We start from the raw sequence: 24,673 nt of genomic DNA on the forward strand, positions 1-24,673 counted from the left end.
CCCGCCGGTCCCGCCATCCCCGCCTCAACCGAGAACGGAGCCGACTCCGCATGTCCACGTCCCCTGCCTCGCCGAACCCGACCGCCGCCGTCCTCGTCATCGGCAACGAGATCCTGTCGGGCCGCACCAAGGACGCCAACCTGCCGCACATCGCGGAGAAGCTGGCCGGCATTGGCGTCCGTCTGCGCGAGGCGCGCGTCGTCCCGGACGTGGAGGAGGAGATCATCGCGGCTCTGGACGCCCTGCGCGGCCGTTACGGCTACGTCTTCACCACGGGCGGCATCGGGCCGACCCACGACGACATCACCTCGGCCTGCGTCGCCAAGGCCTTCGGTGTGCCGCTGGAGCGCAACGCCGAGGCCGTGGCCCGGCTGGAGCGCCATTACGGCGACCCGTCGAAGCTGAACGAGGCGCGGCTGCGCATGGCGAACATCCCGGCGGGGGCGTCGTTGATCGACAACCCGATCAGCGCCGCGCCGGGCTTCCGCATCGGCAACGTCTTCGTCATGGCCGGCGTGCCCAACATCATGCAGGCGATGCTCGACGGCGTCCTGCCGCAGCTGGAGGGCGGGCCGGACCTGCACGCCCGCACGGTGGCCTGCGAACTGGCCGAGGGGCAGATCGCCGCGGACCTCGGCGCCTTGCAGGATCGCTACGCCGACCTGGAGATCGGCAGCTATCCCTATTTCCGCAACGGCTTCTTCGGCGTCAGCCTCGTGCTGCGCGGCACCGACGAGACCCGCGTGGTGGCGGCCACGGAGGAGTTGGCGGGCATCGTCCTGCGCTTGGGCGGTACGCCGAACGTCACGGTGGGGACCAAAGGCTAGAGATCCCCCTACGACGCCAAGCCGTCCTTGGTCATATTGTCGCCGCTGTGGGTAATTCTATGTTGAGGGTTGTGAAGTGACGGTCATGAAAAGTCGTGCCATGAAACCCTTCGAAAAAGCGGCGATCCTGTTCTTGCTGAAACATCTGGCATCCGGCGTGGCCGGGGCTGTTGTTCTGGCGACGGGGCTTTTGGTTCTTGACGTCGCCAATCTGGCGACTCTGATGGGAAACAGCGATCATGGCATTATTGCCGCGATCATGCTGTATGCCAGCCTCATCCTCACCTTCGGCAGCGTGGCGATGGGCATCGGTATCATGACCCTGAACGAGGACACGCGGCCCTGACCGGCGCCAGGCGACGGCGGCCTGGATCCGGGGCCGTTCAGAACGGCCCGAAGCTGTCGTATGCCCAGACCAGCACCACGATGGCGGCGACCCAGATCGCCGCGTAGGGCAGCCAAGTGTTGCGGTTGCGCCGCAGGGCCGCCGGGACGACCAGCACGGCGACCATCAGCACGCTCACCACAGCCAACCAGTTGATCGATTCCAAACTCATCTCCCTTGAACGCCAGGGTTGCGGGAATTTTTGCGTGTCCGGCGCTTTAAACGCGCTCAATCCTTGACCAAACGCCCGCTGATTGTCTAAGTCAATCCAGCGGAACGGTGAGCTGCATACAATGATATGCAACTCCGGCGGGCGGGGGCAACCCGTTCTCCGAGCCGGTCCGCGACGGTGCGCGGGCGTGGCGGAATCGGTAGACGCAAAGGACTTAAAATCCTTCGCCAACGGCATGCGGGTTCGAGTCCCGCCGCCCGCACCACAAATCCAACGATGACGATGTTCGGGATCTCGCGCCCAAGGGCGCGGGTCCAACCGGTGGCAGACTGGTGGCTGGCCCGCGTCAGGTTCCCGTGAGCCTTGCTGTTCTTCATGGGTATTGTAGAGGCGGCATTCGGAACTCAAAAATTACAAGAAAATGTGAATCGTGGTTGCGGGAAGGCGAAATATAACGGTCATCAGGCGTTCATCAGTTTTTGTGATTTCAAGTGCATCGCCCTACCTCTCTGAAATCGTTTTTGATATTCACTCGCAATTGCGACGACTGGTTTGTTGCGGTGCGGAGAATTTGTTTGATCGACTGCCGTCCAGCCGGTTGCCAAGGCTCCACAAATGGGGCATGGTCATTCCAGAAACGTCGCTAATCGACAAACGAACCGCAGGAGGCAGGACGTGAAGGGCGATCCGCAGGTCATCACCCATTTGAACAAGATCCTGACCAACGAGCTGACGGCGATCAACCAGTACTTCCTGCATGCCCGTATGCTGAAGAACTGGGGCCTGAAGCGCATTGCGCACAAGATCTACGAAGAATCCATCGACGAGATGAAGCACGCCGACAAGATGATCGAGCGCATCCTGTTCCTGGAAGGTCTCCCCAACCTTCAGGATCTGGGCAAGCTGATGATCGGTGAGGATGTGCCGGAAATGCTCGGCAACGATCTGAAGGTGGAACACAAGGCCCGCACCGATCTGATCGACGCCATCACCCTGTGCGAGCAGGTTCGCGACTACGAGACCCGCGCGCAGCTCACCGAACTGCTCGACGATACCGAAGAGCACATCGACTGGATCGAGACCCAGCTCGATCTGATCCAGCGCGTGGGCATCGTCGCCTACCAGCAGGAGCAGATTTACGGCGAGAGCTGATCAGCTCGAAGCCGCTCGGGGCCGGTCGGAGGGGGCGTGGCTGCAGGCTGCGCCCCCCTCGGCGTGCCCCCCCTTTGCGCAGGGCCGTGGCGCCGGTCCGGCAACGCCTTGTTAACCATGTTCTCGTAGCTTGCCGGTTTCCGCTTCTGTTTGTACGGGAACCGCCATCATGCTCCCAAACACGTCCTTACAGGTTGACGATCTGACACCGGAGGAGACCGCCGCCGTTGCGCACGCCTATCTGGCGGCGCTGGATGAGAGCGATCTGGATCAGGGCGATCATGAAAGCGCCTTCGACCGGGCGCTGGAGACGCTGCGCGGTTGCCGTCCCAGCCTGCCGCTGAACGTCGCCGCGGCGGAGCTGGAATTGCTGCTGGCCTCCCTCCCGGCCGCCGTCTCCATCGCGCAGGAGCCCGCCCTGGCGTAAGGCGCGCCCGGCCGTTTTCTCTTCGGCTTACGATGAAGGCCCGCTTCGGTTTTCCGGGGCGGGCCTTTTCACTGTCCGGGTCGGCGGCCCCAACGCGCCGGTCACAGCCCCGTCATTCACAGCCCGGTCTGCGGCTTGCCGGTGTCGGCCGTCTTGGTCACGCCGGGGTCGATGAGGGGTTGCAGCGCCGGGGCGATGCTCTTCAGCAGCTGGGCGGGCAGGGCGCTGGTGAATCGGTAGTTGTCGGCCTCCGGCCCATGGACGAAGGCGGTCATGGTCCCGAAGAAGCGGTCGCCGATGTAGAAGGCGAAGGTCGCCGTCCGGTTCACCGCCCGCGACTCGATCAGGTGCCCGCCGGGGCCGTAGCGGTCCAGCCGGTGGTCGCCCGTGCCGGTCTTGCCGCCGATCGGGATGACCGCGCCCGAGGAGTCCTTGAAGGAGCCCCAGACGCGCTTGGCCGTGCCGTTCTGCGCCACGTCCATCAGCGCCTTGCGCAGGGTGGCCGCGACCTCCGCCTTCATCACGCGCTGGCCGCGCAGCTCGCCCAGCCCGACGACGGCCTCGTAGGGCGTGCCGGCGGCGAAATGCAGCTTGCGCACGCGCACGGTCGGCTGGCGCACCCCGTCGTTCTGGATGATGCCAACCAGTTCGGCGAGGGCCGCCGGGCGGTCGGCGGAGCTGCCGATGGCCGTGGCGAAAGACGGCACGAGCGTTTCGAAGGGGTAGCCCAGCTTGCGCCACTGCTCGGTGATGCGCTGGAACGCCTCCTCCTCCAGCCCGATGCGGATGCGGGTGTTCTGGGCCGACTGGCCCTTCTTGAACAGCCAGCGGTAGCTTTCCTGGCGCTCCTGCACGCTGGCCTCCAGCACCTCCTGCCGCTTGGCGTCGGGGCGCTTCTGCAGGTAGGAGACCAGCCACAGCTCCAGCGGATGGACGCGCGCCAGATAGCCGAGGTCGTTCAGCGGGAACTTGTCCGGCCCGTACTTGCCGTAGAGCGACGCGATGTCGCCGTCGTCCAGCTTGGCGTCGGGCAGGCGGGCGCGCAGGAAGGCGCCGAACTCCTTCACCCCGGCCTGCGGGCGCACGGTGCGGAAGATGACCGACAGGCGGTGCGGCATCGGCCGCGACCGGGCGGCCAGCATGTTCAGCATCGCGTCCGGCGTGTGCTTCCGGTAGCTGTTGTAGAAGCGGTTCAGGAAGTCGCTGCCTTCCTTGTCGGCGAAGCGGGCGAGATAGGCTTGGCGGGCGGGGTGGTCGGGGTTGTGCAGGATGTCGGTGCTGTCGTCGCCGCCTTCGGACAGATAGAACTGCACGACGTCGCGCATCATGCGGATGAAGGGCAGGTTGACCGAATTGCGCAGCGACTCGGTCACGCTCAGGATGCTGCCGTTGTCCCTGGCGTTGAAGTTCACGAAGCTGTGCAGCCCGCCGCCGGTGAAGAAGGCCTCGCCGGGGTTCGCCGAATAGCGGCGCTCCATGGCGGCGTCGAGCATGGCGCTCAATCCGCGGTTGCTGGAGGTCGACAGCCAGTTGGCGGCCCAGCGCGTCAGGTTGTCGGACGCCTCCTCCTCCACGTCGGCGAGGAAGTCCTTGGGCAGGTGGGCGTAGCGGGTGTGCAGCTCCGCCACAATTTCCAGATAGGTCGCCAGCGTGCGCAGCTTCGCCGTGGAGCCGAGGTCGAGCTTGGCGCCCTCGTTGATGTCCAGCGGCTGGTCGAGGTTGTCGGCCTGGACGCGCAGGTAGTTGGCGTCCGGCCCGCGTTCGTAGAGCGTGACCGAGTAGATGATCTTGGACAGGTCGCTGCCCTTGGTGTCGAGCAGCCGTTCGCCGGTCAGCCCCATCTGCGCGGCGAAGGCCGGGTCGCCCAGCTTCGCCAGAACCTCGACCACGCGCTGCTGCGCCGGGGCGTCGAGCGTCGATTCGGCGGTCAGGTCGATGCGGTCGAGCTGGTAGAGGCTGGACACGCCGAGCATGGAGAGAAGCCGGGCGCGGATGGCGTTGGGGGCCTTCTGCTCCACGAAATTGGCGGTCTGGGCCTGCGGCGGGTCCTCGCGGAACTTCAGCGTCAGGCCGAGGGCGGCGTCGCGCAGCGCGGTGTCGATCACGCCGGCGCCGTGCAGAACGCGCAGGTGGCTGTCGGCCAACCGCTCCAGCGCCTGCCGGTCCTGGATCAGGTAATAGGAGGGGCGGCGCTGGGCGAGCAGAAGGCTCAGCACCTGCTTGTAGGCCAGCGCCTTCAATTGCAGGGCGCGGGCGTCGGCGGGTTCCTCCGACAGCACCTTCTCGGCGATGGCGAGGTCGGTGCCGAACCAAGCCCACAGCCCGTCGCCCAGCCCGTTCACCTCGCCGAAGCCGGGGCGTCCGGTCAGCGGGGTGGAGTTCAGATAGTCGATCAGGATGCGGCGGCGGTGGGCGCCGGTGTCCTCGCCGTCCAGATAGGCGCGGGTGCTGGCCGAGATCATCTGGCGCAGCTTCTCCGTGGCGCCGTTGGTCTGGCCGTCGGGAGAGTGGCGGTACTTCTCGATCTGCGTCGCCAGGGTCGAGCCGCCGGGGGAGCGCTGGCCGGGCTTGACCCACTGCACCGGCAGCATCGCCACGGCGCCGGCGAAGCGGTCCCACTCCACGGCGGGGTTGCGGCGCGGCTCGTCGGTGTTCAGCAGCTCGCGGTTCTCGATGAACAGCAGCGTGGCGGCGACCAGCGGCGGCACGTCCTCGAACTTGGCGAAGACCCGCTCCGGGTAGCGGGCGGAGAACAGCGCGGTGCCGTTGCGGTCCAGCAGGGTCAGGCCGGCGCGCGTCTTCTCGTGGTAGATCGGGAAGCCGCCGGCGGCCATGAACTGGTCGAGCGTCGGCGACAGATGCGCCTGCATCTCCACCGCGTACATATCCGAGGTCAGCGAGCGCAGATAGCCTGGCAGCCCGACATAGCCCATCCGCTCGTTGTAGGGACCCTGGGTGGGGTGGCGCGCGGCGGGATTCGGCCCCTCGCTCAGCGTGTAGGTCATGTCCTTGGCGTAGCCGGCGAGCAGGCGGGCCTGCAACCGCGACGTGCGCATTTCCTCCTGCGCCAGAAGGGCGCCGCCGCCCAGCGTCGCCGCCAGCGTCACACCCCAGATCGCGCGTCGCACCCACAACCGTGTCATGTCCGGCTCCAGCCATGACCGCGGGCGACGCCCGCGAATTGGTTAAAATGCTCGGCAAACTGGCCGAACGATATGGCCGGAATGTAGAGGCGCCTTGGTTAACAACCGGTGTAATCCCTCGCCCTTCGAGTGTGCGAGTCCGCCCCGAAATCGGTGTAACTCAAAATCGTAGCGGACCGTTGCGTCGGTGCCACGAATGCGCCCAGCGGTTGTGTGGTTAAGCGGCGTGACCGTGTGCCGCCACGAAATCCGTTAACGCCGCGCGCAGGCGGGCGACCACGCCGGACCAGTCGCCGGAACGGTCCTGGCCGAACACGCGCATGGTCGGGTACCAGGGGTTGGCCTCCCGGTTGCCCAGCCAGCGCCAGCAGGCGTCGGCGCGCGACAGGGTCCAGGTGGGCCGCCCCAGCCCGCCCGCGAGGTGGCAGACGGAGGTGTCCACCGTGATGACGAGGTCCAGCGTCTCGGCCAGCGCCGCGGTGTCGGCGAAGTCGCGGACGCCGCTCATGGGGTCGGCGATGTCCATGCCCGCCGGGGCCTCGGCCAGCTGCGCCGCGCCCGGCCCCATCTGGAGGCTGACGAAGCGCGCCCCCGGCACCTCGGCCAGGGGGGCCAGGGCGGCGAGTGGCAGGCTGCGCCGCCGGTCGATCGGGCTCGCCACCCCGCGCACCGTGCGCGGCGACCCGGCCCAGACCAGCCCGACGCGCACACGCCCATCCTTCACCGGAAGGCGCTCGCGCCACGCCGCGACGTCGGCGGGATCGGCGCGCAGATAGGGCACCGTGGCCGGGACGCTGTCCAGATCCGTTCCGAAGGCGCGGGGCAGGCTCATCATCGGGATGTGCAGGTCGAAGGCGGGAAGCTCTCCGCCCCAGGCGACGGCGGCGGACACGCCGTCCACCCGCTCCATCAGCCGGACCAGCGCGGGGGAGCAGCCGACCACCACCCGCGCTCCGCGTGCGGCCAGCAGCGGCGCGTAGCGGACGAACTGCAAGGTGTCGCCGAGTCCCTGTTCGGCGTAGAGCAGGATGGTCCGACCCGCCACATCCTCCGCCCCCGTCCATTGCGGCTGAGGAAAGCTGCGGTGCACGGGGTCGAGCTGCCGGGTTTCCCACCGCCACTCGAACTCCTCCCAGCCTTCCTTGAACTGGCCGGAGGCGAGCAGGGCGGCGGCGAGCGCCAGATGGGCCTCGGCGTCGGCGGGGGCGAGGCGGATGGCCTCCCGCCCGGCGGCGACGGCCTCATCGCGGCGGCCTTCGTGCAGCAGAAGGGACAGGCGGTTGCGCTGGAACGCGGCGCGGTCCGGGGCGATGCGCGCCGCCCGCTCGCACTGGCGCAGCGCCTCCGCGACGCGGATGGTCTGCTCCAGCAGCGGCGCCATGTTGCCGTAGGCGTCGGCGTTGCTGGGGTCCAGCGCCACGGCCCGACGCCCGGCCCGTTCCGCCTCGTCGAAACGGCCCAGCGTGACCAGGAGATGGACGAGGTTGGTCTGCGCCTCGGCCAGGGTGGGATCGAGGCGCCGCGCCGCGTCCAGCGCCTCCACGGCGCCCTCCGGGTCGCCCGTCTGGGCCAGCGCGGCGCCGAGCATGCGGTGCGCCTCGGCGCGCTGCGGGGCGAGGGTGCGTGCCTTGCGGAAGGCGTCGGTGGCGCTTGCCCAGTCGGCGACGGCGTAGAGCAGCAGGCCGGCCCGCTCGAAGGCTTCGGCCAGCGGTTCGCTGTCGGTGGCGGCGCTGGCCGTCAGGGCGCGGGTCAGGGCGCGGTGGGCGGCGGGACCGTTGCCGGCCTCGATCAGGGCGCCGCCCAGGGCGAACCAGTCGCCGGCGCCATCGGGTTGCAGGGCAAGGACGCTGCGGAAGGCGGCGGCGGCCTGCGCCGCCCCGTCCGGCGTGCCCAGCGCCATCAGCGCCTTGCCGAGGTTGCCGTGGATGTCGGCGGCGAGCGGCAGGAGGGCCGCCGCCTTGTCGATCATCGCCACCCCGTCCGCCACCGCGCCGGTCTGGGCCGCCAGCAGCCCGGCGAAATGCAGGGCGTGGGGGTTGTCCGGGTCCACCTCCAGGATGCGGCCGTAGAGCAGCCGCGCCTCCTCCAGCCGCCCGGACAGATGATGGTCGAGCGCGAGGTTCAGGGCTTCGGCGACGGTGGCCATGGGCGGGGCCTTCTGTGGTGGGGAGCTATGCCCCCAGCAGTTCCTTCGCCTTGGCGGCGAGGTCGGCCAGCGGGACTTCGACCTGCTCGCCCTTCACCAGATGCTTCAGCGTCGCCGTGCCGCGGGCCTTCTCGTCGGAGCCCATCAGGACGACCAGCGGAATGCCCGCCTTGTCGGCGTATTTCATCTGCTTGGCGAGCTTGCCGCCGTCGAGCTGGATTTCCGTGTTGATGCCCGCCGCCCGCAACGCCGTCGCGAGGCCGTAATAGTCGGCCGACAGGGCCGGGTCCATCTGCGTCACCAGGACCTGGGCGGTGGCGCCGCCGTCCTTGATGATGCCGGCTTCCATCAACTGGTAGAACAGCCGCGTCGCGCCGATGGAGATGCCCACACCCGGCAGCTTCGACTTGGTGTAGTGGCTGGCGAGGTTGTCGTAGCGCCCGCCGGAGCAGACGCTGCCGATTCCCGGGTGGTCGTTCAGGAAGGTCTCGTAGACCGTGCCGGTGTAGTAGTCGAGTCCGCGCGCGATGGCGAGGTTGATGCGCACCACGCCGTCTGGCACCTGGAGAGCCTTCAGCCCCTGGATGACGGTGGTCAGCTCCGCGACACCCTGGACGAAGGTCTCGTTCTCGATGCCCAGCGCGCCCAGCGCGGCGAGCGTCTCCTCGTTCGTGCCCTTGGCGTCGATCAGCGACAGGATCTTATCCGCGGCGTCGGCGGCCATGCCGAGGCCGGTCAGGCTGTCGCGCACCTTGTCGCGGCCGATCTTGTCCAGCTTGTCGATCTCGCGCAGGACCAGGACGCGCTTCTCCGCGTCGTCCACGCCCAGCCCGTCAAGCAGGCCGAGCAGGACCTTGCGGTTGTTCACGTTGATGGTGAAGCCGCCGAAGTCCAGCTCGCGGAAGACGTGGTAGATGACCGCCGGGATCTCCGCGTCATAGTGCGCGGACAGGCTGTCCTTGCCGATCACGTCGATGTCGCACTGGTAGAATTCGCGGAAGCGCCCGCGTTGCGCCCGCTCCCCGCGGTAGACGCGCTGGATCTGGTAGCGGCGGAAGGGGAAGGCGAGGTCGCGCTCATGCTCCGCCACGTAGCGGGCGAGCGGCACCGTCAGGTCGAAGCGCAGCGCGATGTCCGGCTTGTTCCCCTGCTGGAGGGCGCCGGTGGACTGCACGAAATAGACCTGCTTCTCGGTCTCGCCGCCGGACTTGGTCAGCAGGGTGTCCACCGTCTCGAACACCGGGGTTTCCACCGGCACGAAGCCGAACCGCTCGTAGCCGCGGCGGATGGTGTCGAGCAGACGCTGGAAGGCCACCTGCTGGCGCGGCAGCAGCTCCATCGTTCCGGGCGGGGTGCGGGGGGTGATCAGGCTCATCGGCGCGGGTCCGGCTTCGAATGTCCCTAGGGATTCGGCTAGGGTTCTAGCGGCTTTCGCCGGTCCCGTCACCAACGCTGTGGCCGGATACCGCCCCGATACCGTTGAGCGGGGGGCCGTAAGGGGCTAGAACTCCGGCAACCCCCCATGCATCCGTGCCGGAGCCGCCATGCCCACCGACCGTCTCGTCCTCCGCCGTCCCGACGACTGGCATGTGCACCTGCGCGACGGCGCCATGCTCAAGGCGGTGCTGCCCTTTACCGCCCACCAGTTCGGCCGCGCCATCATCATGCCGAACCTGAAGCCGCCGGTGACCCGCACGGCGGACGCCGTGGCCTACCGGGAGCGCATCCTGGCCGCCCTGCCGGAGGGCCACGCCTTCACGCCGCTGATGACCGCCTACCTGACCGACGGCACCGACGCCGACGATCTGGCCCAGGGCTTCGAGGACGGCGTCTTCGCCGCCGCCAAGCTCTACCCGGCCAACGCCACCACCAACAGTGCCCACGGCGTGACCGACCTCGGCAAGATCGCCCCGGTGCTGGAGCGCATGGCGGAGATCGGCATGCCGCTGCTGATCCATGGCGAGGTGACCGACGCCCATGTCGACATCTTCGACCGCGAGGCGGTGTTCCTGGAGCGCACCCTCGGCCCGCTGCTGGAGCGTTACAAGGCGCTGCGCGTGGTGCTGGAGCACGCGACCACCGCGGAGGCCGTGGCTTTCGTGCGCGAGCACGCCGCCACGGGCCGGGTGGGGGCGACGATCACGGCGCACCACCTGCTGATCAACCGCAGCCACCTGTTCGCCGGCGGCATCCGCCCGCACCTCTACTGCCTGCCGATCGCCAAGCGCGAGACGCACCGCGTGGCCCTGGTCGAGGCGGCGACCTCGGGCGAGGGGCCGTTCTTCCTGGGCACCGACACCGCCCCGCACACGGTGACCGCGAAGGAGAGCGCCTGCGGCTGCGCCGGCTGCTTCACCGCCGCCAACGCCATGGAACTCTACGCCGAAGCCTTCGAGGAGGCGGGCTCGCTGGACAAGCTGGAGGCCTTCGCCAGCCTGAACGGCCCGCGCTTCTACGGCCTGCCGGTCAACGAGGACAAGGTGGTGCTGGAGCGAACCCCCTCCACGACGCCGGACATCGTGCTGACCGCCGAGGGCGAGGCCGTGCTGCCCTTCCGCAGCGGCGAGACGACCCGCTGGACCTTCGCCGGCGGGGCTTGAGGGGCCGACGTTGCCCCCACCCCGGCCCTCCCCCGCTGCGCAGGGGAGGGAGATTTCTGCGAAGCGGCGGCAGTCCCCTCCCCTGCGTCAGCGGGGGAGGGTTAGGGTGGGGGTAAGGTTATCCCTCAGAACAAACTCCCCTGAACCGGCGGGCGCTGCGGCTTCTTCGGCTCTGGCTTGGCCTTGGTGGCCTTGGGCTTCGGCTCGGGCGCTGTGGCGGGCGGCGCGGCCACCCGCGGCCCGCTGTCCACCGTCGCGGCGGCTTGGCCATCGGCGAAGACCAGCGACACCGCCAGACCCGGCGTGGCCTGGGCGGCTCTGGTCAGCGGCTTGCCGTCGCCGGACTGCACCAGGGCGAAGCCGCGCTCCAAGACGCCCTTGTAGGAATAGCTTTCCAGAAGCTTCCCCACCGCCGTCAGTCTCGCCGCGCGTTCCTCCACCGCCTTGCCATAACTGCGGTCCAGCCGCGGTGTCAGGTCGGACAGCCGCCGGCCGCCGTCGCCGAACTTCACCCGGATCGGGCCGAGCGTCAGCCGCCCGGCCACCCGCTCATACTGGCCGCGCGCGGCGACAACGGCGTGGCGCAGCGCGCCGTCGAGCGCGCGGGACTCCGACGCCAGCCGCTGCCCGGCCTCGGCCAGCTTCTCGCGCGGGTGGCGCAGCGCAGCGCCCAGCTCGTTCAGCCGAGTGCGGCGGCGGTCGAGCAGGGCGGCGGCGGCCAGCGCCAGCCGCTCCGCCCGGTCGTCCAGCCGCTGGGCGTGGCTTTCCAGCAGGGCGCGCGGGTCGCCGAGCCCACGGGCCAGCCCCTCCACCCGTGTCCGCCGTTCGGCCAGCAGGCGGGTGGCGGCACCGACCATGCGCCGCTCGTCGTCCAGCACCTGGGCGAGCAGCTCCGCCCGCACCGGCACGGCCATCTCCGCCGCCGCCGTGGGGGTGGGGGCTCGGCGGTCGGACGCGAAGTCGATCAGGGTGGTGTCGGTCTCGTGCCCCACCGCCGAGATCAGCGGGATGCGGCTGGCCGCCGCCGCGCGGACGACGTTCTCCTCGTTGAAGGCCATCAGGTCCTCCAGCGAGCCGCCGCCGCGCGCCACGATCAGCAGGTCCGGGCGCGGCACCGGTCCGCCGGGCGGGATTCGGTTGAAGCCCTCGATCGCCGCGGTGACCTCCGCCGCCGCCCGCTCGCCCTGCACGGCGACCGGCCAGAGCAGGACCCGGCGCGGGAAACGGTCGTGCAATCGGTGCAGGATGTCGCGGATGACCGCCCCGGTGGGGGAGGTGACGACGCCGATCACGTCGGGCAGGAAGGGAATGGGTTTCTTGCGCCCGGCGTCGAACAGCCCCTCCGCCGCGAGGCGCTTCTTGCGCTCCTCCAGCATCTTCAGGAGAGCACCCTCGCCGGCCAGCTCCATCGACTCGATGATGAGCTGGTATTGCGAGCGGCCGGGGTAGGTCGTCATGCGCCCGGTGACGATGACTTCCAGCCCCTCCGCCGGCTGGACGGCCAGCTTCGAGGCGGTGCCGCGCCAGCACACCGCCTCGATCACCGCCGTGTCGTCCTTCAGGCGGAGGTAGCAGTGGCCGGAGCTGTGGCGCTTGGGCTGGGAGATCTCGCCGCGCACGCGGACGAAGCCGAACTCCTCCTCGATGCTGCGCTTCAGGCGCCGGGCGAGGTCGCCCACCGAGAATTCCGGCAGGTTCGAGCCGGGGCGCGGCTCGGGGGCGATCAGCGGAGAGGTCATATCAAGGTCTTGAGTCATGGCGGCACCATGATACAAGGCGCGGTGTCGGCAACAAGCGTGGAAGGACGAGGTGCCATGAAAGTCCTGGTGGTCGGGTCGGGTGGGCGCGAGCATGCGCTGTGCTGGGCCATTCAGAACTCGCCGCTGTGCGACACGCTCTACTGCGCGCCGGGCAACGCCGGCATCGCGGACGTGGCCGAATGCGTCGCCATCGGCGCGGAGGATGTGGACTCCCTGGTCCGCTTCGCCCAGGACAAGGCCATCGACTTCGTGGTGGTCGGGCCGGAAGGGCCGCTGGTGCTCGGCCTCGTCGACAAGCTGACCGCCCTTGGCATCAAGGCCTTCGGCCCCAGCGCCGCGGCGGCGGAGCTTGAGGGCTCCAAGGGCTTCATGAAGGACATCCTGGCCAAGTACGGCGTGCCGACCGCCGCCTATGGCCGCTTCAAGGACGTCGAGGCCGCCAAGGATTTCGTGCGCAAGAACGGCGCGCCCATCGTGGTCAAGGCCGACGGTCTGGCCGCCGGCAAGGGCGTGACCGTCGCCCGCACCGAGGAGGAGGCCTTCGCCGCCATCGACGAGGCTCTGGTCGAGGGCCGCTTCGGCGCCGCCGGGGCCGAGGTGGTGGTCGAGGAGTTCCTGGACGGCGAGGAGGTCAGCTTCTTCGCGCTGTGCGACGGCGAGTCGGCGCTGCCGCTGGCCTCGGCCCAGGACCACAAGGCGGTGGGCGACGGCGACACCGGCCCGAACACCGGCGGCATGGGCGCCTATTCCCCGGCCCCGGCGCTGACTCCGGACCTTCAGGCCCGCGTGATGCGCGAGATCGTCGAGCCGACCGTCAAGGGCATGGCGGCGGAGGGACGTCCCTTCAAGGGCGTTCTGTTCGCCGGTCTGATGATCGGCAAGGACGCCGCCGGCAACCCGGTGCCGAAGACGCTGGAATTCAACGTCCGCTTCGGCGACCCGGAATGCCAGACACTGATGATGCGCCTGAAGTCCGACGCTCTGGCCGCGCTGATCGCGGCGGCGGATGGACAGTTGAAGAACATCGACCTGCGCTGGCACGACGAGACGGCTTTGTGCGTCGTCATGGCGGCGAACGGCTATCCCGGCGACTACGTGAAGAACACGGAGATCAAGGGTTTCGAGGCTGCCAACGCGGTGGAGGGCGTCACCGTCTTCCACGCCGGCACGAAGTTCTCCGAGGGCCGGGTGCTGTCCACCGGCGGGCGCGTGCTGGGCGTGACCGCCAAGGCGCCGACCGTGGCCGAGGCGCAGAAGCGCGCGTATCAGGGTGTCGACGCGCTGGATTGGCCGGACGGCTTCTGCCGCCGCGACATCGGCTGGCGGGCGGTGGGGCGCTGACCGCGCAAATCTGACGAAGTCCGAGCGCGGAGGGGCGGCGACGCTCCTCCGTTTTTGCGCGTGCGCTCGTTCCGCCTCCCCGTCGCGGTTGGGGGCGGGCGGTGAGCAGCCTATGCCTCGCGCGTGTCCGCTGGTGGATTGCATTCCAAGATATGCATGACGAGCAAAAACTAATTCAAAATTAATATTGTTCTTCGCCGTCATCTCGATAAAATTGCAAAGACTCCAGCTTTGATTCCCTTGCGGATGAGGCTGGCCGGCCATTTTGTTGAGGACTCAGAGTCACTGTCATGCCGGCTCCTGATGCGAAGAAACGTTTGCCGGCCGTGGCCGATATTTGGCAACGCCTCGTCGCTCGCCTGCCCACGCACTGCGCCGGGTGGCGACGGCTGGGCGATCGATTGCTCAAGCTCTCGCTCGTACCGCTTCTGGTCGTTCTGGCGGCCGTCCTCAACCCGTTGGATATCAACGGTTCCAGCGGTCGGACATCGCTGGATGCCTATCGGCGGCTTGCCGCCAGCTTCTATCCCGACAAGGGGCAGAAGAAAATCGCCGTCGTCCAGATCGACGACCAAACGCTTGCCGCCAGCGGCGAGTCTTATCCGCCGTCGTTCGATTTCTACGCGCGCCTGATCGAAGAGATCAAGAAAGCCGGCGCCGAAAGCATCCTTCTGGATCTGATGATCATCGACAGGAACAGGGTTGGAGATCCGGATGGCCTGGGCCGTCTTGTCAAGGAGATGGATGATTTTCCCGTCTTCATGACGGTGGCGCGAAGCAGCCAGCAGGATGAGTCGGGATGCGCCACGGCCGGACGGCAGAACCTCCAGGAACTGCGCGATGCGGTGAGGCTGGAGGTCCATCCTCTTATCCGCGACGGCGCGTCCCATGTCGACTTGTTTGCTGAAAATTACTGCGGTTCGCCGCGACTGTCGGCGGCGCTGGCGGCGTACATCGAGCATTGCGGGCAAGACGCCGCGTGCAAAGGCGGCAAGAACGACCCCCTGGCCAACCAGGACGCCTTCAGGAACACAGCCCTGACCATCGAATGGGGGCGCGTCCGGCCGGCCGGGGCGGAGGCCATGCACCCCGACCATCAGCAGCTTGCGGCGGGCTGTCCCGACGGGTCTGTTGCGGATGTGCTCGGCAATGTGATCCGGACCCTGACGCCGTTCGAGAGCGGTGCGCTGTCCACCGCGCCGGCGGGGTGCGCCTACCATCCCGTGATCCGGGCGGAGTGGCTGACGGCGCCGGAATCAGTGAAGGACGTCAACCGTGACGCCGTGTCGGCCACATTGGCCGGTCGGATCGTCGTGGTGGGGGCCATGTTCTCCGGTGTCCAGGATGTCGGCCCCTCCCCGGTGTACGGCATCGTTCCGGGGATGTTTCTGCACGCCATGGCGATCGACAACCTGATCGTTCGCGGCGCCGGATTCATGAAGGAGTGGAGCAAGCTCGGGCTTGGCGATCTTGACATGTCGGTGCTGGTGGAACTGATCGCCATGGCGGCCTTCGCTTTCGCGGCCCGTAAGATCGGCAATTTGATCGCCCCTCGGACGTTGCTGTCCGCCGTGCTGTGGACCCTGCTGCTCATGGGGGCCGGTTCGCTTCTCGGCCTCGTTCTGTCGGCCTGCCTTGTGTGGTTGCACGACTTGGAGCCGGCCAACTGGATTGGCGTTGCCGTCGCGGGCGCTGCGATCGCCGGCCCGGCCCGCATTGTGCTTGCCAAGCGGTTCCAAGAGCTTCGCCTGCTGGAAGCGCAGGAAAAATCCCAAAATGTCAAAACCCCGAATTGAAGGAGGAATGGCGTGATCAGGATCTCCGCTGTGGCCTTGCTTGCTCTGTGCTCATTCGCGGCGTCAGCGATAGCGCAAGATAAGGTGAAGATTGAAAAGATCATGTCCGGACCGGGGGGCAAGGTCGCCGTCTTCGATGAAATGGGCGGCAAGAGGGGGGAGTTGCCCAAGGAAGCCTTCCCACCGGTTCCCTTCGATGCGGCCGATTACAACCGCAACACCCGCTACGTGAAGGTGAACGCGGGCGGACAGGAGGTGTGGCTCAGCCCGTTCCAGGTGCAGGTGTCGGCCAAGGCCCAGGTGCTCACCGAATGCCAGACGGCCCAGCGGGTCAGTGGGACGACCTATTCGTCGCGAGGCGCCTCCGAATGCAAGTGAACACCGCCTTGCGCCGCCCGCTCGTTCCCGTTCTGCTCGGCCTGACCTTGCTCTCCGGTGGATGCAAGTCGCTCGACACGCTGACCACGGAACTCAGCGGCAAGCGAACCTATGAATCCGTTCCCGCGCGGTTCGTCGAGGTCGCGGAGCAGCGGCGTCTTCCGGACGCCGGGGGCGGCTCCATGGCGGCTCTCGCCGCATCGCTGCAGAAGCCGTCGGGAGCGTCGGCGCGGTCGCTCGACGGCCGTGACCCGCTTCCGCCGGGCACGCGTGAGCTGGCTGGAGCGGAACCGCTGCAGCGTTACGCGAACCAGGTCCTGGCACGTCTCCTCAAGGCGTGGCCCCATGCCAAGCCGTCCGTCACCATCGTCGTGACCAACAATCCCGCCTATGTGGCGGAGGCCGTTCCGGCGAACACCATCCTGATCTCGCAGGGGGTGTTCGTGAACTCCGAGAATGAGGACGAACTCGCCTTCATCCTGGCTCACGAGGTGTCACACCTTCTGCTCAATCACATGGACGCCGACCGCGAGCACGCGGCTCAGAAAACGGTCGAGGACACGGGGATGGGGGCGCTGCTGTCCGCGGCTCCCCGCTCCAATCCGGAGATGGCCAGGAACGCGACGCTGATCTACACATCCTATCGCGCCTTCCAGGACACCGTGGCGCACCCGTCCTGGGCTCGCCAGCAGGAAGACGAGGCCGATCTCCTTGGTTTCGATCTTCTGGAGAAGGCCGGTTACAACACCAACGTCTTCCAAGTCGTGATGGAGCGTTTCGCCGACGATGCGCGCAAGCAGAGTGCCAAGGCCGAGGAGGAGCGCAAAAGGCTGGAGGATCAGATCAATGCCCTGATGGTGTCGAGGCAGTACAGCGCGGGCATCAACGCCGCCTTCAAGGAACTGTCGGCCGGTCCGGCCAAGATCCTGGGGGAGATCGGCAAGCAACTGCGGGTGGGTCACAATTCCGCGGAACAGCGGTTTGCGGATCTGAGCGATTATGCGGTCCGCGAGCAGCTGTTCGAGAGCGCGGCCCGCGACAAGAACACGGTGGGTTACGAGAAAGCCGTGTTCCAGGGCTCGGCTCTGAAGGCGCTGTCGCGCAGCGTCCTGGTGCAGCGTGCGGACAGCCTGATCGCGAACGAGCGTCTCACCGAGGCGGAGGCCGCCTTGAAGGAGGTCGCCAAGGGAGGCTTCGAGTCCGATCCCTATCTGCGGATAACCTACTATCGGCTCCATACGAAGCAGAACCGTCCGGATCTCGCGGTGAAGGACCTCGAAATCGCCGTCAAAAGTGCGTCCGCCCCGCTGGAGGCGTTCGACCTGCTGATCGCCGAGCACCGGGCCGCCGGCCGGGCGTCCCAGGCGCTGGCCGCCCTCGACGCCAGGGAACGGCGTTTCGGCGGGGGCGAGCGGGGCTATCCGCTCCGCATCCGACTCCTGGTCGAGGCCGGACGTATGCCGGAGGCCGGGGCGGTGGTGGAGCGCTGCCGCGCGATGCGGGGCCCGCTGGTCCGCGAGTGCGAGGACGCATGGAGTCAGGCGACGGTGGCCAGCCTGTCCCGGCTGCAGTGACGAAACGCCGCCCCGGCACTCAACCGGGGCGGCGGTCTCTGAAGAAACTGCGCAGCATCTCCCCCGCCCGCGTCTCATCGATGCCGCCGTAGACGTCCGGGGCGTGGTGGCAGGTCGGCTGGTGGTAGAAACGGGGGCCGTGCTCCACCCCGCCGCCCTTGGGGTCGTAGGCGCCGAAATAGACCCGGCGCAGCCGGGCGAAGCTGATCGCCGCGGCGCACAGCGCGCAGGGCTCCAGGGTCACATACAGGTCCAGCCCTGGCAGGCGCGGCTCGCCCAAGGCCGTGCAGGCGGCGCGGATCGCCAGCACCTCGGCATGGGCGGTGGGGTCGTTCAGCTCCTCGGTCCGGTTGCCGGCGCGGGCCAGCACGGCGCCGGTCGCCGGATCGACCACGACGGCACCCACCGGCACCTCCCCGCGGGATGCGGCGGCTTCGGCCTCGTCGAAGGCGATGTCCATGGGGGAGGGGGGGCGGCTCATGCGGGGCACCCTGCCCGGCGCTCCCTGTTTTCGTCAAGCCGCGGAACGCCCTCCGGCGTTGTTAAGCATCGGACGAAACAGGGAGGACATCCATGAGCAACCATGTCTACAAGAAGGTGGAAATCGTCGGCACCGCCGAGACCACCATCGACGACGCCATCCGCAACGGCATCGAGCGGGCGTCCAAGACGCTGAAGAACGTGGACTGGTTCGAGGTGGGCGAGATCCGCGGCCACGTCAGCGGTGGAAAGGTCGCCCACTTCCAGGTGGTGATGAAGGTCGGCTTCCGCCTCGAAGAATAACGGCGGGGACCCCGTGCCGTGGGTTGCGGGCGGGGCTTGCAAGCCCTATGGTCCGTGCCCATGGACACCCCCGATTTCGAACATTCCAAAGCCATGCCCGGCGCCGCCGATGCGGACGCGGGCGAGCCCGATGCCGGCGAGCGCATCGCCAAGCGGCTGGCGCGTGCGGGCCTGTGCTCGCGCCGCGACGCCGAGCGCTGGATCACCGACGGCCGCGTGGCCGTCAACGGCACGACCCTGGACAGCCCGGCCTGCGTCGTGCGGTCCGGCGACGTCGTGCAGGTGGACGGCAAGGTCATCCCCGAGCCGGAGCCGGCGCGGCTGTGGCGCTATTACAAGCCGTCCGGGCTGGTCACCACCGCCCGCGACGAGAAGGGCCGCACCACCGTCTTCGAACGGCTGCCGCCGGACATGCCGCGCGTCATCTCGGTCGGTCGGCTCGACCTGACGACCGAAGGGCTGCTGCTGCTGACCAACGACGGTGAGTTGGCCCGCTTCCTGGAACTGCCGGCCACCGGCTGGACCCGCCGCTACCGCGTGCGCGTCTTCGGCGAGGTGAACGAGGTGAAGCTGGCCGAGCTGGCGAAGGGACCGACCATCGAGGGGGTGAAGTACGGTCCCATCGAAGCCGTTCTGGACCGCATCCAGGGCCGCAACGCCTGGCTGACCGTCAGCCTGAAGGAAGGCAAGAACCGCGAGATCCGCAAGGTGATGGAGGCGCTGGACCTCCAGGTGAACCGGCTGATCCGCGTCGCCTACGGCCCCTTCCAGCTCGGCAAGCTGGAGGAGAGCGCCGTCGAGGAGGTGCCGAAGCGCGTCGTGCGCGAGCAGGTGTCCCGATTCTTCACCGGCGCCGATCCGGCGGAGGATGGCAAGGCCAAGGGCGCCGGCAAGTCCTCTGCCGCCACGGCCGCCAAGACTGAGAGTGCCGGCGCCGAAGGCGCCAAGGGCCGTTCCGCCGCTCCGGCCAAGGCGTCCAAGCCGCGCGACGCCAAAGAGGGCTGGGCCAAGGCGGAGCCGAAGACCGCGTCCGACCGGCGCGGCCCGGCCAAGCCGGCCTCGGGCGGCTACGCGTCCGCCAAGTCCGCCTCCGGCAAGCCCGCTTCCAACAAACCGGACGGCAAGCCGGCGGGCAAGCCCGGCACGCTGACGCTGAAGGGCGGAAAGCCCGGCGGCGGCGGGAAGCCGGGGCCGAAGCCGCGCGGCGGCGGTGGCGCGTCGTCCGAGGGCGGTGGCCGGGGGCCGGAGCGGACCCGTGCGGATCGTCGGCGGTAAGCACCGCGGGCGGCGGCTGGCCGCCCCGGGGGGGAGCGACACGCGGCCGACCACCGACCGCACCCGTGAATCCCTGTTCAACATCCTGTCCCACGCCGACTGGGGGCCGGACGGCGCCGACCTGCTGGAGGGCGCCGTCGTCGTGGACGCCTTCTGCGGAACCGGCGCCCTGGGGCTGGAGTCGCTGTCCCGCGGGGCCGCCCACGCCAGCTTCCTCGACCTGGGCCGCGCCGCCTTGGAGGCCGTGCGGGCCAACGTCGCGGCGTTGGGGGAGGGGGCGAACGCCGCGGTCCTGCGCGCCGACGCCACCCGCCCGCCGCCTCCGCTGGGCCGCTCCTGCACGCTGGGCTTCCTCGACCCGCCCTACGGCCAGGATCTGGCGCCGCGGGCGCTGGCTGGGCTGGCGAAGGCCGGCTGGCTGGCCCCCGGTGCCATCCTGGTGGTCGAGGTCGCCGGGCGCGATCCGCTGCCCCTGCCGCCCGGCTTCGCGGAACTGGACGAGCGCCGCTACGGCGACACCCGCGTCCAGTTCCTGCGTTACGGGCTGCCTCAGCCGTAGGTGAAGAAGGCCGAGGTGATCTGGTTCGGAGCGATGCCGGCCAGGGTCAACCGGTCGCCGCCGCCGAAGTCGAGCAGGGCACTGCCGCTGCCGTCCGATCCCAGCCGGTAGGTCATGTTGGAAGCGATCTGGATGCGGTCGTTCTGCGTGCGGCTGAAATCGGCGATGCGGTCCTGACCGCCGCCGCGCGTGAAGACGAACAGGTCCGCCCCCGAGCCGCCCCACAGCGTATCGTTGCCGGCATCGCCCCACAGCGTGTCGTTCCCCTCGTCCCCCATCAGCAGGTCGGCGCCCGAGCCGCCATGGAGCGCGTCGTTGCCGGCCTGTCCGCGCAGCGTGTCGTTTCCGGCGTCGCCCCACAGAAGGTCGTTGCCGGCACCGCCGAACAGCTGGTCGTTGCCGCTGAGCCCGCTCAGCGTGTCGTTGCCCGCCCCGCCATAGAGGCTGTCGGCCCATGTGTTGCCGGTCAGCGTCAGGTTCTTCGGGATCTCCACGATCTGGAAGGTCTTGCCGGTGAACTGCTCGGCGTAATAGTCGATGGAGTTCATGTAGTTGGGACGCAGCGTCGGGGTCAGGTCCGACATGATGGTGCCGGTGGCGGCGAAGTTGCCGTAGGTGGCTCCGCCCGCATACTCGTCGAAGGCGCCGATCATGTGCCCGAACTCGTGGGCCGCCAGCTCGTCCTGGTAATCGGGACCCCAGTCGGTCTGGGTGCACCAGTTCAGCATGTCGCAGCGCCCGTAGCTGTTGCTGACGTTCACGTTGTAATGCTGGTTCCCGGCCGCCACGAACTGCACGTCGAAGCGGATGGCGTAGCTGCTGGTGCCGTCCGACAGGCTGTACTTGTCGCCCCAGATCCCCTCGATCCCCTGCTCCCAGACCTGCTTCAACGCGCCGGCGTCGTCGCCGGTCAGATGGATGCGGGTTTGCACGGTGAAGGCCGTGCCGTCGAAAGCGAGGTCGTACTTCACGTCCCAGCCGAAGCCGCCGTCCGCCCGCGTTTCCGCGTAGTTGATGGTCACCGGGGCGAAGCTGGTGGGAACCGGCGCCGCGGGAGCCGCCGCCAGGGCACCGGCGTTGTTCCCGTAGGCGTAGCTGACGGCCTGCGTCGTGGTGGTCTGGCCGGTGCCGCCCTGATTGGTGATGTTCTGGCTGGCGATGTTCTGGGCGGTGCCGTTCTGGGCGGCGGTCTGGCGCATGGCACGCTTCATGGCACGATTCCCCTGGTTCTGTGCGTCTTGGGGGACATCATGCGGGCAGGATAGAAGGCTTTCTTGTGACCTTAACTATACATTAACCTTTTTCCTAAGGGCGTAGGACACCCCCTTACGGTTGGCGCGGCGGGGTGGCGGGACCTCGGCCGGTCGGCCCTGTTAGGGCCTAGGACGAGCGGCGGCGGGCGCCGCGTCCAAGGCGGGGCGGGCCATGATCAAGGATCTCTGGTACAAGAACGCGATCATCTACAACCTGTCGGTCGGCAGCTTCATGGACGCCAACGGCGACGGCGTCGGCGATTTCCAGGGCTTGCAGCGCCGGCTGGACTATCTGCAGGGGCTGGGTGTGACCTGCGTCTGGCTGGGGCCGTTCCAGCCGTCGCCGATGCGGGACCACGGCTATGACGTTTCCGATTACTACAACGTCGATCCGCGCTACGGCACGTTGGGCGACTTCGTGGAGTTCAGCCACGCCTGCAAACAGCGCGGCATCCGCGTCATCATCGATCTCGTGGTCAATCACACCTCGGACCAGCATCCCTGGTTTCAGGCGGCGCGCAAGGACCCGGAGTCCCCCTACCGGGACTGGTACGTGTGGTCGGACAAGAAGCCGACCGACGCCGACGAAGGAGTCGTCTTTCCCGGCGTGCAGAAGACGACCTGGAGCTGGGATAAGGAGGCCCGCGCCTACTACTTCCACCGCTTCTACGAGTTCCAGCCGGACCTGAACACCGCCAACCCGGAGGTGCAGGCCGAACTGCTGAAGGTGATGGGCTTCTGGATCGAGCTGGGCGTGTCGGGCTTCCGCATGGACGCCGTGCCCTTCGTCATCGCGACCAAGGGGCCGGAGGTGAAGAAGCCCAAGCAGCAGTTCGACATGCTCCGCACCTTCCGGGAGTTCGTGCAGTGGCGGTGCGGCGACGCCGTGCTGCTCGCGGAGGCCAACGTGCTGCCGGACATCGACCAGGAGTATTTCGGCGACGACGGCGACCGCATGCACATGGTCTTCAATTTCCAGGTCAACCAGACCCTGTTCTACGCGCTGGCGACGGCGGACACGCGGCCGCTGGCCAAGGCCCTGGACGTCACCCGGGTGCCGCGCCCCAGCACCAACCAGTGGGGCCTGTTCCTGCGCAACCACGACGAGCTGGACCTCGGGCGCCTGACCGAGGCGCAGCGCAAGCGCGTCTTCGACGCCTTCGGCCCGGACAAGGACATGCAGCTCTACGACCGCGGCATCCGGCGCCGGCTGGCCCCGATGCTGCGCGGCGACCGGCGCTGGCTGGAGTTGGCCTACAGCCTGCTGTTCACTCTGCCCGGCACGCCGGTCCTGCGCTACGGCGACGAGATCGGCATGGGCGACGACCTGTCCCTGCCGGAGCGCGAATGCGCCCGCACCCCCATGCAGTGGTCGGACGAGCCGCAGGGTGGCTTCACCAAGGCGGACGACCCCGTGCACCCGGTCATCAGCGGTGGCGCCTACGGCTATGAGCGGATCAACGCCGCCCACCAGCGGCGCGAGCCGTCGGCCTTGCTGAACTGGACCGAGCGCATCATCCGCATGCGCAAGGAATGCCCGGAAATTGGCTGGGGCGACTATCAGGTGCTGCCCACCGGGTCGAACGCGGTGCTGGCGATCCGCTACGACTGGCGCAACAACTCGGTGCTGGTCGTCCATAACCTCGACGACCGTCCTCACGAGGTGGCGTTGGCGGTCGATGGCACGGGGGAATCGCCGCGGTTGGTCAATCTGCTGGCCGAGGACCACAACGACCCCGAGGAGGACGGGCGGCACCGCCTGGTGCTGGAGCCCTACGGCTACCGCTGGTACCGGCTGGGCGGGCTGGACTACCTGCTGCGCCGGACGGAAGGGCCGGTCGGCGGGGCGAAGCGGTCTTGACTTTGCCCGGCACGCTGGGGGACGCTGGCGGCGCTGTCCCCATCCGGGGGCGGCGCATCAGACGCTTGTTCTCAGGGCAGGGTGAAAATCCCGACCGGCGGTAGCCCCTCGCAAGAGGGGGAGCCCGCGAGCGCTCCCGGCCGTCAGGCCGGGGGGTCAGCAGATCCGGTTCAAGGCCGGAGCCGACGGTGACAGTCCGGATGGAAGAGGACGAGCCGGTCATCGACCGTGGTCCGCCCGCTGCGCATGGCGTGGCGCGTGGTCCGCGTGCGCTGGCCTGCGACGGCGGTCCGCGCGGGGTGTCCCGCGCGCCGCCGGATGTCTCTTTGCGCCCTGATTCAGGCTCGCCCCAACCGGAGTGAGAACCATGAATCAGACCTTTGCCGGCAACCCGCTTTCCACCATGTCCACCACCGGCCTTCTCGACCGCTTCGGCACCGCCGAGGAGCGGGTGGTCCGCGCCGTGGAGGCCATCCGCAAGGGCGGTGGGGTCGTCGTCGTGGATGACGAGGACCGCGAGAACGAAGGCGACGTGATCTACGCCGCCGAGACCATCACCGCCGAACAGATGGCCCTGCTGATCCGCGAAGGGTCGGGGATCGTCTGCCTGATCCTGACCGACGCCGACGCGCGCCGCCTCGACCTGCCGCCAATGGTCGGCAGCAACACGGCGCGCTTCGGCACCGCCTTCACCGTCTCCATCGAGGCGCGGGAGGGTGTGACCACCGGTGTGTCGGCGGCGGATCGGGTGACCACCATCCGCACCGCCATCGCCGACGGCTGCCGGCCGGAGGACCTCGCCCGGCCCGGCCACGTCTTCCCGATCCGCGCCCACGCCGGGGGCTTGGCGGCGCGGCGCGGCCACACCGAGGCGACCATCGAGCTGACCACCCTGGCCGGGCGCCGTCCGGCGGGGGTGCTGTGCGAGGTGATGAACCCCGACGGCACGATGGCCCGCCTGCCCGAACTGGTGGCTTTCGCCGAGCGTCACGGCATGCCGGTGGTGACCATCGAGGATCTGGTCGGGGCGATGCGCTTGCGCGCCGCCGCCTGACCGGCCTCGGTTGAGTGAGTGGGACCGGCTCCCCCGTTCGCGGACGGAGCCGGTCCCCTCCGCACCCGGCAGGAAGCCATGAGCGCCGTCTCCGATGCGATATCACACCCGCCCGCTCTTTTCCCATTGAGGACGATCGGATTGCCCTGTACGCGGTGCCCGGCGACAGGCGATGTCAGGATGTGAG

General features: G+C 68.5%; 21 protein-coding genes, 1 tRNA gene and 1 riboswitch. Of the genes, 15 read left to right on the forward strand and 7 right to left on the reverse strand.

The genetic code is table 11. The features are described from left to right. The first annotated feature begins 50 nt into the window (after positions 1-50). Positions 51-827: a competence/damage-inducible protein A gene (locus ACWPXE_RS18185; protein ID WP_454018902.1), complete on the forward strand. Its 777-nt coding sequence runs from the start codon at positions 51-53 to the stop codon at positions 825-827. A 100-nt stretch (positions 828-927) separates the two neighbouring features. Further along, on the forward strand, positions 928-1,173 hold the full coding sequence (locus ACWPXE_RS18190; protein WP_145625590.1) for a hypothetical protein: 246 nt from the start codon (positions 928-930) through the stop codon (positions 1,171-1,173). Positions 1,174-1,210: 37 nt separating this feature from the next. Here ACWPXE_RS18190 and ACWPXE_RS18195 read toward each other — a convergent pair whose 3' ends face one another. Beyond that, positions 1,211-1,384 (reverse strand): hypothetical protein, encoded by a 174-nt coding sequence (locus ACWPXE_RS18195; protein WP_237904170.1) that lies wholly within the window; start codon positions 1,382-1,384, stop codon positions 1,211-1,213. Between the two features lie 181 nt (positions 1,385-1,565). Between ACWPXE_RS18195 and ACWPXE_RS18200 the strand changes: the two genes are divergently transcribed. From ACWPXE_RS18200 to ACWPXE_RS18210, 3 genes are all read left to right on the forward strand, one after another. Continuing rightward, positions 1,566-1,649, forward strand: a tRNA-Leu gene (locus ACWPXE_RS18200). Between the two features lie 410 nt (positions 1,650-2,059). Beyond that, the gene (bfr, locus tag ACWPXE_RS18205) at positions 2,060-2,536 is read left to right on the forward strand and encodes a bacterioferritin (protein ID WP_035671636.1); all 477 of its coding nucleotides are present in this window, start codon (positions 2,060-2,062) and stop codon (positions 2,534-2,536) included. A 169-nt stretch (positions 2,537-2,705) separates the two neighbouring features. Beyond that, positions 2,706-2,963 carry a hypothetical protein gene (locus tag ACWPXE_RS18210; RefSeq protein WP_454018903.1) on the forward strand — a complete coding sequence of 86 codons (258 nt, stop codon included), beginning with the start codon at positions 2,706-2,708 and terminating at the stop codon, positions 2,961-2,963. Positions 2,964-3,079: 116 nt separating this feature from the next. Here ACWPXE_RS18210 and ACWPXE_RS18215 read toward each other — a convergent pair whose 3' ends face one another. From ACWPXE_RS18215 to hisS, 3 genes are all read right to left on the reverse strand, one after another. Beyond that, complete coding sequence (locus ACWPXE_RS18215; protein ID WP_454018904.1) at positions 3,080-6,106, reverse strand: transglycosylase domain-containing protein; 3,027 nt, start codon at positions 6,104-6,106, stop codon at positions 3,080-3,082. 217 nt (positions 6,107-6,323) lie between these two features. Further along, entirely contained in the window at positions 6,324-8,252 is a 1,929-nt protein-coding gene (locus ACWPXE_RS18220) for a tetratricopeptide repeat protein (RefSeq protein WP_454018905.1), read from the reverse strand. 25 nt (positions 8,253-8,277) lie between these two features. Next, entirely contained in the window at positions 8,278-9,627 is a 1,350-nt protein-coding gene (hisS, locus tag ACWPXE_RS18225) for a histidine--tRNA ligase (protein ID WP_454018906.1), read from the reverse strand. A gap of 169 nt (positions 9,628-9,796) precedes the next feature. Between hisS and pyrC the strand changes: the two genes are divergently transcribed. After that, positions 9,797-10,852 (forward strand): dihydroorotase, encoded by a 1,056-nt coding sequence (pyrC, locus tag ACWPXE_RS18230; RefSeq protein ID WP_454018907.1) that lies wholly within the window; start codon positions 9,797-9,799, stop codon positions 10,850-10,852. 125 nt (positions 10,853-10,977) lie between these two features. Here the strand turns inward: pyrC and xseA are convergent, their stop codons facing one another. Further along, positions 10,978-12,591, reverse strand: a complete 1,614-nt coding sequence (gene xseA / locus ACWPXE_RS18235) for an exodeoxyribonuclease VII large subunit (protein ID WP_454018908.1) — start codon at positions 12,589-12,591, stop codon at positions 10,978-10,980. A gap of 75 nt (positions 12,592-12,666) precedes the next feature. On the opposite strand from xseA, the gene purD reads away from it, so the two are divergent. The 4 genes from purD (at position 12,667) to ACWPXE_RS18255 (ending at position 17,701) form a co-directional block, all read left to right on the forward strand. Further along, complete coding sequence (gene purD, locus ACWPXE_RS18240) at positions 12,667-13,953, forward strand: phosphoribosylamine--glycine ligase (protein ID WP_454018909.1); 1,287 nt, start codon at positions 12,667-12,669, stop codon at positions 13,951-13,953. A gap of 290 nt (positions 13,954-14,243) precedes the next feature. Next, the gene (locus ACWPXE_RS18245; RefSeq protein ID WP_454018910.1) at positions 14,244-15,749 is read left to right on the forward strand and encodes a CHASE2 domain-containing protein; all 1,506 of its coding nucleotides are present in this window, start codon (positions 14,244-14,246) and stop codon (positions 15,747-15,749) included. Positions 15,750-15,761: 12 nt separating this feature from the next. Next, entirely contained in the window at positions 15,762-16,127 is a 366-nt protein-coding gene (locus tag ACWPXE_RS18250) for a hypothetical protein (protein WP_454018911.1), read from the forward strand. Continuing rightward, positions 16,118-17,701, forward strand: a complete 1,584-nt coding sequence (locus tag ACWPXE_RS18255) for a M48 family metalloprotease (protein ID WP_454018912.1) — start codon at positions 16,118-16,120, stop codon at positions 17,699-17,701. Before ACWPXE_RS18250 ends, ACWPXE_RS18255 begins: the two co-directional genes overlap by 10 nt. A 19-nt stretch (positions 17,702-17,720) precedes the next feature. Here the strand turns inward: ACWPXE_RS18255 and ACWPXE_RS18260 are convergent, their stop codons facing one another. Continuing rightward, positions 17,721-18,161 carry a nucleoside deaminase gene (locus ACWPXE_RS18260; protein WP_454019385.1) on the reverse strand — a complete coding sequence of 147 codons (441 nt, stop codon included), beginning with the start codon at positions 18,159-18,161 and terminating at the stop codon, positions 17,721-17,723. 113 nt (positions 18,162-18,274) lie between these two features. Here ACWPXE_RS18260 and ACWPXE_RS18265 point away from each other — a divergent pair, with 113 nt between their 5' ends. The 3 genes from ACWPXE_RS18265 to rsmD are packed head-to-tail and all read left to right on the forward strand — an operon-like array spanning position 18,275 to position 20,318. Next, positions 18,275-18,484: a dodecin gene (locus ACWPXE_RS18265; RefSeq protein WP_014239544.1), complete on the forward strand. Its 210-nt coding sequence runs from the start codon at positions 18,275-18,277 to the stop codon at positions 18,482-18,484. A gap of 60 nt (positions 18,485-18,544) precedes the next feature. Then, positions 18,545-19,759 (forward strand): pseudouridine synthase, encoded by a 1,215-nt coding sequence (locus ACWPXE_RS18270; RefSeq protein WP_454018913.1) that lies wholly within the window; start codon positions 18,545-18,547, stop codon positions 19,757-19,759. Continuing rightward, on the forward strand, positions 19,740-20,318 hold the full coding sequence (rsmD, locus tag ACWPXE_RS18275) for a 16S rRNA (guanine(966)-N(2))-methyltransferase RsmD (protein WP_454018914.1): 579 nt from the start codon (positions 19,740-19,742) through the stop codon (positions 20,316-20,318). Before ACWPXE_RS18270 ends, rsmD begins: the two co-directional genes overlap by 20 nt. Here rsmD and ACWPXE_RS18280 read toward each other — a convergent pair. After that, a complete protein-coding gene (locus ACWPXE_RS18280) occupies positions 20,309-21,529 on the reverse strand; it encodes a calcium-binding protein (protein ID WP_454018915.1) in 1,221 nt (406 codons plus the stop codon). The genes rsmD and ACWPXE_RS18280 overlap by 10 nt on opposite strands. A 214-nt stretch (positions 21,530-21,743) precedes the next feature. On the opposite strand from ACWPXE_RS18280, the gene ACWPXE_RS18285 reads away from it, so the two are divergent. Continuing rightward, positions 21,744-23,432, forward strand: coding sequence for an alpha-amylase family protein (locus ACWPXE_RS18285; RefSeq protein ID WP_454018916.1), 1,689 nt, complete (start codon positions 21,744-21,746; stop codon positions 23,430-23,432). A 63-nt stretch (positions 23,433-23,495) separates the two neighbouring features. Continuing rightward, positions 23,496-23,648: riboswitch (FMN riboswitch) on the forward strand. A gap of 151 nt (positions 23,649-23,799) precedes the next feature. After that, positions 23,800-24,486 (forward strand): 3,4-dihydroxy-2-butanone-4-phosphate synthase, encoded by a 687-nt coding sequence (gene ribB, locus ACWPXE_RS18290; RefSeq protein WP_454018917.1) that lies wholly within the window; start codon positions 23,800-23,802, stop codon positions 24,484-24,486. Positions 24,487-24,673 lie beyond the last annotated feature (187 nt).

This window comes from Azospirillum sp. Marseille-Q6669 (assembly GCF_965111635.1).